The 14,447-nt window shown below is 45.1% G+C and carries 10 protein-coding genes and 3 tRNA genes; 7 read left to right on the top strand and 6 right to left on the bottom strand.

All coding sequences use genetic code 11. The features are described from left to right. Positions 1–15: 15 nt before the first annotated feature. Positions 16–936 (bottom strand): putative nucleotide-diphospho-sugar transferase, encoded by a 921-nt coding sequence (locus VL525_RS05400; protein ID WP_325384151.1) that lies wholly within the window; start codon positions 934–936, stop codon positions 16–18. Positions 937–973: 37 nt separating this feature from the next. Here VL525_RS05400 and VL525_RS05395 point away from each other — a divergent pair, with 37 nt between their 5' ends. From VL525_RS05395 to VL525_RS05365, 7 genes are all read left to right on the top strand, one after another. Then, a complete protein-coding gene (locus tag VL525_RS05395) occupies positions 974–1,243 on the top strand; it encodes a hypothetical protein (protein ID WP_325384149.1) in 270 nt (89 codons plus the stop codon). A 73-nt stretch (positions 1,244–1,316) separates the two neighbouring features. After that, complete coding sequence (locus tag VL525_RS05390; protein WP_325384147.1) at positions 1,317–1,769, top strand: hypothetical protein; 453 nt, start codon at positions 1,317–1,319, stop codon at positions 1,767–1,769. A 103-nt stretch (positions 1,770–1,872) separates the two neighbouring features. Next, positions 1,873–1,956: transfer RNA gene (locus VL525_RS05385), tRNA-Leu, on the top strand. A gap of 50 nt (positions 1,957–2,006) precedes the next feature. Further along, positions 2,007–2,090, top strand: a tRNA-Leu gene (locus VL525_RS05380). Positions 2,091–2,170: 80 nt separating this feature from the next. Continuing rightward, positions 2,171–2,605 (top strand): DUF2147 domain-containing protein, encoded by a 435-nt coding sequence (locus VL525_RS05375; RefSeq protein WP_325384145.1) that lies wholly within the window; start codon positions 2,171–2,173, stop codon positions 2,603–2,605. Beyond that, a complete protein-coding gene (locus VL525_RS05370) occupies positions 2,602–3,606 on the top strand; it encodes a WD40/YVTN/BNR-like repeat-containing protein (protein WP_325384143.1) in 1,005 nt (334 codons plus the stop codon). The genes VL525_RS05375 and VL525_RS05370 overlap by 4 nt, the downstream gene beginning before the upstream one ends. A gap of 111 nt (positions 3,607–3,717) precedes the next feature. Then, a tRNA-Asn gene (locus tag VL525_RS05365) sits at positions 3,718–3,790 on the top strand. A gap of 112 nt (positions 3,791–3,902) precedes the next feature. Here the strand turns inward: VL525_RS05365 and VL525_RS05360 are convergent. The 5 genes from VL525_RS05360 to VL525_RS05340 all read right to left on the bottom strand — a co-directional run bounded on the left by VL525_RS05360 (position 3,903) and on the right by VL525_RS05340 (position 14,440). Beyond that, positions 3,903–7,115, bottom strand: a complete 3,213-nt coding sequence (locus VL525_RS05360; RefSeq protein ID WP_325384141.1) for a GH92 family glycosyl hydrolase — start codon at positions 7,113–7,115, stop codon at positions 3,903–3,905. A 50-nt stretch (positions 7,116–7,165) separates the two neighbouring features. Continuing rightward, a complete protein-coding gene (locus tag VL525_RS05355) occupies positions 7,166–8,293 on the bottom strand; it encodes a DUF5009 domain-containing protein (RefSeq protein WP_325384139.1) in 1,128 nt (375 codons plus the stop codon). 14 nt (positions 8,294–8,307) lie between these two features. Further along, complete coding sequence (locus VL525_RS05350) at positions 8,308–11,241, bottom strand: beta-galactosidase (RefSeq protein WP_325384137.1); 2,934 nt, start codon at positions 11,239–11,241, stop codon at positions 8,308–8,310. Positions 11,242–11,257: 16 nt separating this feature from the next. Beyond that, positions 11,258–13,453 (bottom strand): alpha-N-acetylglucosaminidase, encoded by a 2,196-nt coding sequence (locus VL525_RS05345; RefSeq protein ID WP_325384135.1) that lies wholly within the window; start codon positions 13,451–13,453, stop codon positions 11,258–11,260. A gap of 114 nt (positions 13,454–13,567) precedes the next feature. After that, on the bottom strand, positions 13,568–14,440 hold the full coding sequence (locus VL525_RS05340; protein WP_325384133.1) for an inositol oxygenase family protein: 873 nt from the start codon (positions 14,438–14,440) through the stop codon (positions 13,568–13,570). Positions 14,441–14,447: the final 7 nt, after the last annotated feature.

Raw genomic sequence — 14,447 nt, 5'->3', positions numbered from 1 at the left:
AAAATGACTATGTGGCTAATTGTTAAAAAAAGCATCTCGCCAAAATAAATGCCTTACAGGGCCGATATAATGTCTAGCAAGACCGCTTGGTGGAAAAGAAGGCCTAATATCAAATTGATCTGAATAAAATAGCAGATATTTTTCTTCTGACATCTTTGATAAGCCCGTGAGTTTTTGTAAGTAAGCAAATATAGTTTGTTCAGTCAAATGACCTGACTCCAAAATAGCCACTGGCAAAATTTCATTAATTGCCGTTTTTTGATCTTCAGTCAAATAATTAATAAGCATTATACCAGCACAATAATATGGCTGATTAAGTACTATGTCTAATTTGGCTTTTTCAATTAAGTTTAGGTCATAGCCTGCTTGATAATCAAAAGACATATTAATATTTAGTTCGTTTTCAATTAATGAATTGATATCATTGATTGGGTTTTTTAACCATAAAACATCTGTGTCTGTATACAGCACCGGCAATCCCAAATCCAAGACCTGCATTACCGCCGCCATTTTTAATCCCATAGGATTTTTAGAAGCAAATTCCTTTATAAGAGCGTTACCTTTTTTTTGATAATACTGCAAACATTCTTCCGCAGAGATTATTGTCAACTTTTCCGCGGGGTAAATGGCTTTTATGTCTAGTAATTTGCTATCTGGAAATCCAAAATCAGTAAAAACATAGAGATGGGGAATTAATTCAAAATGCTTTTGGATTGATCCTAACACTTGCTTCAAAAAAGGGTAATGCCTTGACCCACACAAGATCACATAATTAAATGATGCTAAAGGTTTGTTAATTGGGTTGACCGACGAAAAATAAGTTAACAAATTTTTGTAAAACAAAACAGGAAATCTAAAGGCAAAACTGTTGCGAAGTCTTTTGAACATACGGCTAATATATAAAACGAAATCTAATAAGCATCTTCTTTTCCACATCAGCTTTAAGTAAGGTTATCCTTAATCACTACCCATCATGACAACCATCGAACACCGTGAGCTCAAAGGCATCACGCTCAAAAACATCATCGTTACCGTCGTAAGCACAGCCAGTATCGTAGCATCGGTAATGACAACCTATTTCCAGCTAAGGAGTGATCTTCACGACATCCGCCAAAAACAGGAAGCTGACGCACGGGTAAACGATCTGCGGCTGAAAGTTTTGGAAAGTGAGGTTTCAATTCTTCAGCAACAGGTAGATGAGATCAAAAGCGAAAGAACAGTTGCGTTCCGCCAAAAAAACTGATCAAAATTCAATTACATACTGCAAGTCAACCATTCAATAAATCAATAATTCCATAAATCATTAACTAAACAACATGAGCTTAAAATCATTTCTATCAAAAATCTGGGCTGAAGTAAAGAGACTATTTGAAGGTATCCCTTCCGAACTAAAAACCGCCATAAAAATAGGTGTATTGGTAACCGAGAATATCAAAAAATTCACTGATTCGCCTGCGGCAGATGTTTTAACGGCCATCATCCCGGGCGACATTGACGACAGGGTGAAGGACCTGCTTCGCGCCAAACTGCCCGCTATCCTGGCCGAACTTAAACTGGCCGACAGTTGCGCCGGTTTAACCGATCCCGCGGATATTACATCGTGCGCCATAAAGGTGCTGCAGGGTATCGGAGGCGATCCACAGAGCGCCTTTCTGCATAACCTGGCCATACTCGTAGCCGAAGTTGCTGCCGATGGCAAATTGTCGTGGGGCGATGGGGTATATCTGTTAGAATGGTATTACAAGCATGAATACAAACCGGCAGCATAAACCAGCGGCACGCTGTGATTTTTAATTTTAACAATTTACGCGAAAAACATATATTTGCAGCCTCGAAACCAGGAGCCGATCATTTCGGCTTTTGGTTTCATAGGCCCGGATGGCGAAATTGGTAAACGTTGCGGTCTCAGAAGCCGTTGAGAATTGTCTCTTGAGAGTTCGAGTCTCTCTTCGGGCACATCCATTACAGAAATGAACTATATCCTATAGTTCATTTCTGTTAAAAAAGCCCGGGTGGCGAAATTGGTAGACGCACCATCTTGAGGGGGTGGCATTCGTAAGGATGTACGAGTTCGAATCTCGTTCCGGGCACTCCCTGATTCTTCTCATCTTCCGGCTCTTTGTTTGAATAGTTGTAAAGGTTAACTTCGTTAAACCAATTGATAAGCGAAATGATAAAAAATTGCTGCTTAATAATGCTGATGGCTGTTATTTCCTTTACCGCCGCGGCTCAAACTGCCGACGCAATATTGGGCTCGTGGGCCAACCCAAACGGCCAGGATCATATCCTGATCTATAAAAAAGGCAACAAATATTATGGGAAGCTCGACTGGATAAAATATCCTAATGACGAACAGGGCAAACCCAAGACGGATAAAAACAATCCGGATCCTGCGCTGCGTTCGCGGCCCGATCTTGGCCTCGAGCTATTGAAGGATTTTGTTTACGACGGTGACAATGTATATAACGATGGCACCGTGTACGACCCCAAAAACGGCAAAACTTATAGTTGCAAGATGACATTGGACGGCAATAACCTTAAGATACGGGGATACATAGGCATCTCGCTATTCGGACGATCGGAAATATGGGCGCGGGTAAAATGAAAAAGCTATTCTATTATACCGGGTTATTTTTGCTGTGCGTAACGCCGTCGTTATTAAAGGCACAGCACGTTGAAACCCTGCAGCAGGGCAAACCGGCCAGTTTTCGGGGTTTATCCGTGGTCGACGACAACATAGCCTGGGCAAGTGGCAGCCGGGGTACTATTGCAGTAACAGCCGACGGTGGCAAAACCTGGGACTGGAAGCAGGTAAAGGGATTTGAAAAATCCGATTTCAGGGATATCGAGGCTTTTTCGGGTAAAGAGGCTATTATCATGAGTTCGGGCACCCCCGCGCTTATCCTCAAAACCACCGATGGCGGCAACAACTGGCAGGTAAAATATGAGAATACTGATACTGCTTATTTTTTTGATGCGATGGATTTTGACAGGCCAAAACATGGCCTGGTTTTAGGCGATCCGATTGGCGGAAAGTTTGTGATGATGGAAACGAATGATGGAGGGGAAAACTGGCATCCGTTCAAAAATCCACCCAATGCGTTACCTGGTGAAGCGGCTTTTGCGGCGAGCGGTACATGCCTTCGTATTTCGTGCGGCCTCACTTACATTACCACGGGCGGCAGCGCAGCCAGGTTACTGGCTTATCATGGGAAGAAATCGTGGGACTATCAAAATGCTCCCCTTCCGCATAGCAAACCAAGCCAGGGGGGCTTTTCCTTTGTATGTGGTAGCGACAAGGGGATAATGGTTGGGGGCGACTATGCGAAAGACAAAAGGACCGATTCCGTTTCGGCCACCCTACTTACGTCTAGCATTTTTACACTTTCCGAAAAAGGTCCGGCGGGATTTCAGTCTTGTGTCGAATATATTTCAGGCAATACTTTCCTTTCCACCGGCACCCCAGGCAGCAATATCACCACCGATAGTGGTAAAACGTGGGGTAAAATAGATGATGTCAGTTATAACGTTTGCCGTAAAGCAAAACACGGCAGCCTGGTACTTTTAGCAGGAGACAAGGGCCACATAGGTATTTTTAAACCGTAGTTTATTGGTATTTAGGTGTTTATTTTACACTTGAAAAATATTTTAAAAACAGGTTGCGGGCTATGCGAATAAACTCTATATTTGCACCACTTTTAACGGAAACGTTATTAGGATTCCGTAGCTCAGCCGGTAGAGCATAACACTGTTAATGTTGGGGTCCTGGGTTCGAGTCCCAGCGGGATCACAAAACCTCAAAGCCTGTAAGTTAAATACTTACAGGCTATTTTGTTTTAATAGCTTTTGGCGTAACGTTTCGGTGCAACATGCCCCGGATTTATAAAAGTATGCTGCCTGATTTATTTAATTACCAATGTTTTGTCGATATTGAATATAGCCAAAACTTCAGCAGCAGATAATGGTTCCTTGTATATTTTAACATTTGCTATATATCCCTGGAATTCCCTTTCCGACGGAAACTCGTCGTTTCTCCCCAATACCCATTTATTATTAACTGAAAGGCCCGTTGATTGATCGGTTGTGGTGCTTCCTTTTAATATGCCGTCAATATATACATGAAGTACCATACCTTCGCAGACTCCTGCTATATGATGCCAGTGGTTGAGCCAGTCGGGCGGAAGGTCGACAGTGCAATCACCTCTGCCCCAGCCTCCGGCAAAGAAAGTAAGCGATTTGCCCCCTGCCACTTGTAAAACATTAGTGTCACCTTTTGTAAAAATGTCTGTCAATCCATTGTTCGAACCGGTTGGATAAACCCAGGCCATCATCGTGATAGTTCGCCCAAGCTCATCCAGGCTTGGCGATGAAAGTAATTCGACAAAGCAGCTTTTGCCAAACAGTAATTTATTCTCAGGGGTTTTAGTGTGATCGGCCAAAAATACAATATGCCCGTTATTGCCAAAGCCGGACTTATCGCTCACCAGCGTATCATTGTGATTATTTACAGGCGAAAGGTCCAGCAATAGTGATTCTATGTTATTCTCATAAACCTTGTAAGCAATATTAGCATTGCCGATCGTAATATGTTGAAATCCTGGTTTAGTAGCAAGCATATTATGCATAACGCTCTTTTTCTCGCCCGGAGCAAGCATTACTTTGTCATTGAAAACGAGATGATCATCGGCTATTACCCCGATAGTAAAAACATGCCTTATTCCCCCGATATTCCGGACGGTATAGTCTACGCGCTGCCTGTTATGCAGTTTCACCATGGGGGTTGCTGTATATGCAGATATTTTATAACATTGAGCTATCGGGCGCTCTGAACTTTTGATCCTGACTTTGATCGGCGCCATTGTCCCGATTTTGAGCATGGCGTCTCCTGTAGCGTACAGCCGGCATGGGATGGAATCACATATGGTTTGCCCTGAAGCTACCAGGCAATTTGTATAAGTATAAAGCTTGCCGTTTACCACCAGGTCAATTGTTTTTGTGCCGGTGCCACCTGTATTTGAAACGGAGAATTTCACAAAAAACAATTCATCCGGTTCAATGATCTTTTTTGTTACCGAAAACCCTGAAATTTTAAATGCCGGGTAGTTCTTTGTTTCCGAAAGTTCAGCCGGATTTTTGTCCACAAACCACTCGCCGGCCTTACTGCTCATATTAAAAACCATTTTTCCGCCTGCTTTCAGCATAGCATGAGATAGGGTCGATTGCTGCCATGGCCTTCCGTTAATATCTATTGATCGTACAAATGGAGTCTTTGCAGACGAATTTGTGCTATTAATGACAAACTTTTTACCATTCGGGAGGTTCAGCGTTACCAATTCAAATAGCGGCGATCCAATTGCATACACCGGCCTGCCGGGACAAACCGGGTAAATTCCCATCGCACTAAAAACGTACCAGCTTGATGTCGAACCCAGGTCGTCATTACCAGGCAGGCCACCCGGTGTGGCGCTAAACCGTTCCTGCATAATTTTTCTGACCCACTTTTGTGTCAATGCAGCTTTCCCAGCCTGGTTAAACAAGTACGGTAAATGAAACACCGTTTCATTGTCGAACAAAATAACATCGTGGGTAAGAGCTGAATCGAGCCTTGCCGCAAATTGGTCATTACCGCCCAGCAAGTTGATAAGATCCCTTGTATTATGGGGCACAAAATAAGTGTACACCCATTGATCACCTTCTTTGTAACCCGACATACCGGGCTGCAGTTTAAACTCATTTTTATTCCGCGGAAGCAAAAACAATTCATCGGCGTTCAAAAGGTTGCGGTAGCTAAAGCTACGGTTAAGCAAAAGTTTATAGTCGTCGTCGCTATGGACCACCAGTTTAGCATATTGCGACAGCGCCCAGTCATCGTAGGCATATTCGACCGTCCGGGTTACTGATTCGGAACGGGTAAAAGGGATATAACCGTTTTTGTGATACACATCCATATCATTTTGCAAAAAGGGGGTATCGGCGACGTTGCTTTTCATCGCTTTGTAAGCCAACTCCTTATCAAACTTATCCACCCCTTTTAGGTAGCTATCAACAATGATCGGGATGGCGTGATTGCCGGTCATCGATTCCGTTGGCAAATGACCCGTTTGCTTGTAAACATCAAGCATTGACGATATAATATCGTTTTCCTTATCCGGGTAAAGCAAGGTAAGCAGTGGATTAAGCGACCGGAAAGTATCCCAGGGAGAAAACCCGCCATATTGATTTCGGCCGCTCTTTTGGCGCACTTGCCCATCGGCCCCCGTGTAACGGCCATCAGCATCATCAATTACCCAGGGCACCAGCAGGGAGTGATAAAGCGCGGTATAAAAAATTGTTTTATTGTGCCCGTTGTGGTCCGAAATGTCTACAAGGCTAAGTTCTTTGATCCATTCGTCCCGCGTTTGCCGACGGACTCGGTCAAAGTCCCTGTCACCTATTTCCTGGTCGATATTTTTTTGTGCGCCGGTAACATCAATAGTTGAAGTACTTATTTTTAGGGTGATAATCTTTTGATTTGCAAATGTGGCGACGCACCCGCCGGGAACTTTTTGCAAATTGATACAGTCAGCATTAAAATTGATGATTGTATTGCTACGCGAAAATTGCAATACTCTTTTAGACTGCTGCCTGATATCACCTGCATCGCCAATGAATATGCGTGGCGTAACGTTAGCCGGAAACGTGAAACGAAACATACCTGTGCGTGGCGTAGCTGTCGCTTCTGCGAGAGTATGGTCGTCATCAAACAACACCCGGTAATAACCCGGCGAGGCCACCTCATTCTTGTGCGAAAAATGCCTGCTATATTTTCCGGGTTCCAGATTGTTCGCGGTGCTAACCGGCATCACCTGGAATTGTCCGGCTGACCCTCCCGGAAAACCACTGAAATGCCCGTAGCAACTAAAATAACAGATGATGCTATCGGTGTAATCATAACCCTTTGCCGCTTTTGTTTCGGGGCTTAGTTGAATAGCTCCCGAAGGCGCCACCGCGCCGGGGTAGGTTCCGCCCTCATTGCCCCATTTGGTGGGCACATTGCTTTTTGCGGTACCGATAAAAGGATTTACAAAACCGGTGTTGTCGCGATCCTGGGCAAGACAGTTGAAGTTGAAACTCACCAACAGCCCACAAACAAAAAAAAATCGAGAAAATTTTCTTGCCGGCATCGTTATATTTTGATGTATATCTTCTTTTTATCCAACAAGTAAGCTACCAACCAACACAACAGCATGTAGCACAGTGCAAACATAAGTGTACCCAGCGGGCCAGGAAATACACGCTGATAAAACACCTTGTTTATCCAATCGTAGAAACTTAACTGCGGTCGTACCCATATCAGTTGCAGTGTGGTCAATAACAATTCGGATAGCAGGTAAATAACGAGCGGGTTTTTACCAAAAGCAAGAAAGAACCTGGTCCCGAATTTTATATTTTCAATTTCGATGGCATAAACCAGCAGCGCCAGTATTGCCAGGTCGATACCTATGGTCAGCAACGTAAAAGAGCTTGTCCACAGTTTCTTGGCAAGTGGGAAAAACTGGCCCAAAAACAATGCAAGGATAATAAGTAAGCCTCCGCAGATAAATAACTTAGCAACGGACTCGTAATTTTTGCCCTTCTTCTGAATAAAGATACCCGCCAGGTAACCACCGATCACGTTAACGATAGCGGGCAGGGTGCTTAATAAACCTTCAGGATCGAATGCGATAGGACCGCCTTTGTCATGGTATAGATGCGCATTGCCCATGATCAGGATGTCCAGCTTTGTACCCGCGTTGCCCAGCATCGTAAATTCTTTACCAGGCTCGCCCAGCAAAAATAAAAATGCCCAATACCCCGCCAGTAATAAGGCAGAAATAATGACAGCAGCTTTTTGCGAACAATAATGAACGATTAAGGCCCCAAAGAAATAGCAAAGGGCAATGCGCTGCAGTACACCCATTATACGCGTATTTGCCAGCGCATTAAACGCCCACGTATCCTCTGCCCGGTGAAAGAACGGGAACCAATACATAAGGTAACCAAGCATGAATATAATGACGGCTCGTTTAAATATCTTACCGATAAATGCCGAATCACTATGAAATTTATTTTTGGAGAAACTAAGTGCATTACCAACTGCAAACAGGAAAGAAGGGAACACCAGGTCGGTGGGTGTAAAGCCAAACCAGTACGCATGGTCCAAAGGTGTCCATACGCCGGCCCCTGAACCGGGCGCGTTCACAATGATCATGAAACATATTGTCATTCCGCGGAAAACATCGAGCGCAGTAAACCTTTCCTGTTTTGTTAACATATTTTGGAGTAAGCTTATTTGATATTTGCTGTTAAGATAACGGTTGTCCGTCCTGCAGCAGGTTCAGCTATGACGTTTAGCCCGTTGGCCGATTTTCCGTCCTCGTCATAGATCAGCAGTTCATTAGCGCCATCCCTTAGCCAGCATTCGGGAATATATACTCCCGGTGCATCGACTTTTTCGGGATACCGCCCAAGATTATGCCCGTTTACCCAAACAGAACCATGCCCCATGTTTTTAGTGTCGACCCGCCAGATGAAAGTATGCGAAGCAGAAAAATGGACCGTAAATTTGGTATGATAAAAATAAGGGCCAGCATGGTCTTCAGCAGAAAGGGCTACCCATTTTTTTGCCGCCGGCGAATTGTCAATGCCGCCTTTCATCGCCCAGTCATTTATCATCGCAGCATCGCCAATTGTATTTACTTTTACGGGCTGATCGATACCTCCTTCGTTTGAATAATTTTCGACAAAGACATTTAGCCTTAAAGGCGCCTTCAATGCCTCAGGGTCACTAACTGTTACTTCAAACGGATCGTTCCAGCCGTCATGATGATAAACTTGTTTACCGTTTATAAATACTGTAGCACTTTCATCTACACTCCTGAACGAAAGGATGATTTTTGATGTCCCGGCAGGCGGCTGAGCGATAGTTGTTTCAAACCAGCCGTACCCTTCGCGCTTATTAAAAACATCATCGCCTATCTTATACTTTTTGTAATGTGTTGTATCAAACTTCGGAGGTCCTGATCTGGCATCGTCCTTATGGTCCGCACTGACAAAATACCAGTTGTTCAACCGGCTGATAAAAGGGCCGCCCTGCTTTATGAAGGCTGTACCAAAAATCCCTTTATTATCAACATTTACAATGGGGCCAATATAACCGGCAAGTTTGTCCCTGCCATCGTGAGCTGTAAAAACAGCCAGCGCGTGCCTGCCTTTTTTTAGATTAAGCGACACTTCTCCATCATCCAGTTTCCATTTCGCAGCAGGCTTTCCGTCAATATAGGCTTGTCCCCGTCCGCTGCCTTTTACCTGCATGGTGTAGTTACCTGTAGCGGGTACAGTAACCATCGTTCTGTACCACGCATCCGGTGAAAGGTCGCCGTCAGCGCCCATCTGTAGCGGAGTTTTGCTATGCAGCCAATTCCCGACACTAAACCCGGGCAAAGCCGGGGCGGAGGCGTCGCTCTGCATCCACTCCGTTAATTTAAGTTTTTGAGGCTGACTAACTCTTGCCCCATCACCCTTACCCAAACGCAATGCTTTATTTGCTGTATAAAGCCAAACCGGGCCTGCATGATCTCCCGGTAAAGGGGTTTCTGTTTCAATCCGGATATTTTGGTCCTTAACAATTATGCCGCCGACATAAGAGGCCCCGCTAATGATATAATTTTCTCCTGCATTACCGGTTATCGAGGTTTTGTCCGTGCCCTGCCTATCCATTGCCAGTACGCGGATGGTTTGCGTTCCTGCTGTGAACGCATACTCGGAGGGCCTATCACTATCTTGCATTGCTGCGTCTAAATCCACCTTATTCCCGGTTATTTTTATTCCGGGCGACCCTGACTTCGGCATCATTCCTGCTACGACAGTAAAATGCAGGGACAAATCCGCCCCCTTTTCGCAATCGGTTATGATGGTTGTTGTATTGCGTTGTTTTACTATGGCAAATATCCGGGTGTATGCCCAATCGAGCGTGATTCCCGAGCCGATCCTGAAATTGTGAACCAGTGGGTATATCTCGCCCGAAGCTACGTTTATTGTCACACCGCTTTGCTGCAGTTTGGCGTTAACCAGGTTTTTTCCGGGGTTGTCCAGGAAAACAATATCGCCAGATGGGCTTGTCCGTGCACTTACCTTTATGGCTGTATCCGGGGTCATTTTGCTATATGCTGGTGTTGCATCGGTGCTGTTCTCCAAAATATCCTGGAAGCTGCGGGCAAACCATGCTGCGCGTTTAAAAGTATAATAGATCGGCCTCAGATCGCCGGCCTGCCCAATTGCTGCGCCATAGTCGTATGATGCGGCATCCTCGTCGTTATTGGTATAACCAAAATTGGAGCCTCCGTGAGCCATGTAGTAGTTATAGCCGTTACCGCCATGCGCTATGATCTTCCATGTGCGGCGATCATATATGCCTGCGTCCTCTGGTTTCGGGCCATATTGCGAATACCATACACTCCAAAATTCGGTACTAAACCAGGGGTTTGGTCTTTTTGGATCATCCGGTTTGCCATCAGCTGCGGGATCGCTGGAATGATGCAATCCGCTAAAGAAATAGGGAACCTGCAAACCCAGGCTTAAGGCTTTAGCCTGCAAGTGCTTGAAATAACCATTGGGGATAACAGTGCCCCAGCCTTGTGTATGTTCATTTTCCAGCTGCACCAAAATAACGGCCCCACCCCTATTGACCTGGTTTTTAAATACGATGGGCAGTAGCTTGTCGAAAAAGCGATCGACATAATATTCGAAAACTTTGTTATCCTCACGCACGCCCAACCCTTTTTTAAATTTAAGCCATAACGGATAACCCCCGTTGTCCCATTCGGCGCAATAGTATGGGCCCACACGGACAATGACATACATGCCTAATTTTTTTACCGTGGCGAGAAACAGACCGAGGTCGTGGTCCCCCGTAAAATCAAATTGACCTTCCCTGGGTTCATGAAAATTCCAAAAGGTATATATCTCCACGCAATTAAACCCTGCACGCTTTATCCGCAACAACCTGTCGTACCAAAGCTGGTGCGGGACGCGGGCATATTCCATCCCGGCGGAAACAATAAAAGTGCGCTTACCATGTATTAAAAAGCCTTTACTATCAAAATCAATACCCGATTTTGCGGCAGGGGCGGCCGGAAATATATGGTCGTTACTACTTTGGCCACGAACAGCAGAAGCCAATAATATTAGTGTTAAAAGGGACAACCAGAACCGCTTATTCATGTGGATAGGATAACTTTCAGAAAGATTGCTTTATAATATTATGATACTTTTCGAACAGTTGTTTTGATTTTTCTACCGCATCACCTTTTATCTCACCCGGATAGGCGTTATCGTGCGTATTAACCCATTTCCATTCCCAGTCCTTTACCTGTTTGTCAAATTCTTTTGGATTAAAAGATACTCCGGTGGCTAACGCTTTATCCATTTGTTTAAAGAATAACGCCCAGCGCTGCTTATAATAACCTTTGATCAACCCCGCCCATTGCCTGTTCGAATATTCGCTAAGGCCACTTTCTTTATCTCCCCAAAGGGTCACAATGTCCCTAGCATTAAATTCATACAGGTTTTTTTCCTGATCTGTTATACCGTTTGCCCGCGCTTCATTGATCCATTTGCCCAATAAGAAGTCTCTCCGCGTACTCAGCAGATCGTCCATATCATCCATCAACTCCAAAAAAGCAGCGCTATATTTTTTGGATAGTTCTTTGTCGCGATCATTATAGGCTGCTGCCATCTTTTGCTGTAAGGGCGACGCATAATTTGCCAGCACCTGCCGGGTTATATCCACCAGGTCGTACTGAAAGCCATCACTTCGCTTTAGACTATCCGATGCATTTACCATCAGATCCCAGGCTTCAAATAATTGCCCGGGGTCATAATCCAATTTGGTTAATACCCTGTCCACAGCCTTTTTCAGTGTAGGCCTTGCCACAATGATCGATTCGGGTCCGCCTTCGGTAAGCCCGCTGCTGTAAACGGTATTCAACAGGATATGCCAGGCCCGTTCAGCTGATCGATTGCTTTCGCCATAACGCCTGCGGGCATAATCTTTTATCCATGCATCGGCGTCAATAGGGGTATCTCGCCAAACGTTTTCAAGCATCAGTTCAAACAGGGCCGGGTTTTGTTCTATCCCTTCCGGTGTGACGCCTATCCCGGTCATGCTTTTTGACTCAGGGTCGTGCAGGGCTATAGCCGGGTCGACGGCTACGTGGCGCATACGGCCAAACAGGCTGATGTTACCGCCAAAGTTCTGCAGCATGCTCCATATCCAGGGCTTGCCATAGTAAGCTTCGGTACGGTTCCATACCGGGTGCGATTCGCTATAAAGATCCAAAATTACCATTTGATCGTTTGGTATCGCATTCAGCAAAGCTTTTATCTGCTGAGGCTGCCAAAACTTGCTGTTATAATGGAACATCCAACCCTGCATTACCCAAACGGCTTTAGGGTCGGCTATGGTCATGGAATGGAACACTTTTTTGCTCATTCCATCCAGATAGGTGGAATCATTGGTTGGCGGGTCGTTCTCGTTAAATGTATCGGCCGAATACAAATGGTCCGTTCCAAATTCGGCATTTTGAGCCTCGATATACTTTTTTCCTATCATTTCGAACATCGGGTCGTCCGGGTCAAGGATGTAGACGTCGGGGAAACCTGCGCCCCAATTAGTTTTTTTGACTTTCGCTGAAGGGAACCTGTCTTTAAATGACGGCGGCACATGCCCGGTAAATGACGACAAGACCGGCGTCATGCCGAATGAACGTTCACGCTCCAATATCTTTTTTTGCAGTGCTTTATGAGTGTCCATCCAGTGTTGGGGCAGCGGGCCTCCCCAGGCATCCAGGTTGCCCATCCAAAACCAGGAAAAATAGGCCGGTCCACAAAAAAAAGCATCCAGTTGTTTGTTTGTAAAGCCCATACTCTTATAAACATCCTGCCAAATTGCTTCTTCACCGGTGATGGCCAGCGGCATATTTATACCGTTCAACGCCATCCAGTCTATTTCTTTTTGCCAGCGGTCCCAATCCCACCACGACATGGAATAATTAAACGTGCAATAATTCAGGTAGTAGCGATAAGTATAGGGCGTAGTTTTATGTACCCTGGTTTTCACAGGGGGCAGTACGACGGGTATATTAAGATTTGTGCCGTTCCAACCTATATCGCAAAAGCAATAGTTTTTGAGGTAGTAATTTAATGCCGATGCAATTGACAGCACATTATTGCCCCGCAATATTATTTTGCTGCCATCTCCGTCCAGTTCAAATACATCCCTGCCATTTTCCTGCGGAATGCTTTCTATCAAAAATGAACCTGCCCTGCCGGGGATCACCCGTTCGATAAACGCCTTTGAATCGGCCTGGCTTACCTGGGCATTGGAGTAATAACTTAACGTAAGAATAATTAACGTAAACAGGTATTTTTTCATGAGGATAATATCGGAATTCCTCCGTTAGTAAAGTGCGACACCCCCGCCTTCAGGGATGCCACCGGTTGCCCGGTAACATCCCAGGGGCCTGCTTAGCAGTGTGCGATGATATATTTATAATTTAACCGTCGAAGGCAAGTATTTTGCGATCAGGTCCTCGTAATACGGCTTCAGTTCGGACACGACCGGTGCTACTGGACTTTTTGAATAAAGATCATAAGGGTTGAATTTATCTACCCATTTAAACATCTCCTGGTCATGTGCATTCAACAGGTGATCATATGCGCGCTCACGGTGTTGTGAATAAAAGGAGTGATAGCGGATCATGTACAAGGCTGGCTCGGGCAGGTAATCCTTTACCAAATGGTACAGGTACTCATCGTGCCCCCACGACATGTGTACATTATCCAAACCGCATTGGTGCGAGTACACTCCGTACGGTGTATTAAAACGCTCATCCTGTATGTCAGGATTTGCGGCAAAAAACTCCGGGTAAACAATCTTATCCGAAAACTTGCAGCCAACAGGGAACGAATCGCCTACCACATTCCATTGCGGTTCGCCAAAAAGGCAAAGCACTTTTCCGAGATCATGTATGAAACCGGTGAGTATGAACCAATCTGGATAACCGTCGGCCCTGATGGCTTCGGCGGTTTGCAGCAAATGCTGTAACTGATCGAGCTGGGTATCGGGGTCCGAATCATCTATCAGGGTGTTCAGGTATTCCATAGCCGACCACCAGGGCATTTCTTTTTTATCGAACTGCAAAAAGTTTGCTTTTTTGGCCAACACATTATCATAGGTTTGATATTTGTGGTTAAGGCGATAAAATTCGCGTACACCATCAATTTCGGGGCTATCGTAATTCCGGTATTCCTCCTTGCTTTTTGCCGGCTTGCCGGGTTCAGGATATCTTTTCAATACATCGTCGTCCCAATCTTCAAGTGACGACATGGGCGACATCTCATCTTGATTTTGATTTTTCATAGTTATT

The sequence above is a fragment of the Mucilaginibacter sp. genome, from assembly GCF_035492695.1.
Lineage (GTDB): Bacteria > Bacteroidota > Bacteroidia > Sphingobacteriales > Sphingobacteriaceae > Mucilaginibacter.
This window is presented reverse-complemented; position numbering and strand designations above follow the sequence as displayed.

Coding starts and splice junctions, on each gene's coding strand:
- VL525_RS05370 (WP_325384143.1), top strand. CDS start 2,602: ATGAAAAAGCTATTCTATTATACCGGGTTATTTTTGCTGTGCGTAACG.
- VL525_RS05355 (WP_325384139.1), bottom strand. CDS start 8,293: ATGTTAACAAAACAGGAAAGGTTTACTGCGCTCGATGTTTTCCGCGGA.
- VL525_RS05390 (WP_325384147.1), top strand. CDS start 1,317: ATGAGCTTAAAATCATTTCTATCAAAAATCTGGGCTGAAGTAAAGAGA.
- VL525_RS05400 (WP_325384151.1), bottom strand. CDS start 936: ATGTGGAAAAGAAGATGCTTATTAGATTTCGTTTTATATATTAGCCGT.
- VL525_RS05350 (WP_325384137.1), bottom strand. CDS start 11,241: ATGAATAAGCGGTTCTGGTTGTCCCTTTTAACACTAATATTATTGGCT.
- VL525_RS05345 (WP_325384135.1), bottom strand. CDS start 13,453: ATGAAAAAATACCTGTTTACGTTAATTATTCTTACGTTAAGTTATTAC.
- VL525_RS05395 (WP_325384149.1), top strand. CDS start 974: ATGACAACCATCGAACACCGTGAGCTCAAAGGCATCACGCTCAAAAAC.
- VL525_RS05340 (WP_325384133.1), bottom strand. CDS start 14,440: ATGAAAAATCAAAATCAAGATGAGATGTCGCCCATGTCGTCACTTGAA.
- VL525_RS05375 (WP_325384145.1), top strand. CDS start 2,171: ATGATAAAAAATTGCTGCTTAATAATGCTGATGGCTGTTATTTCCTTT.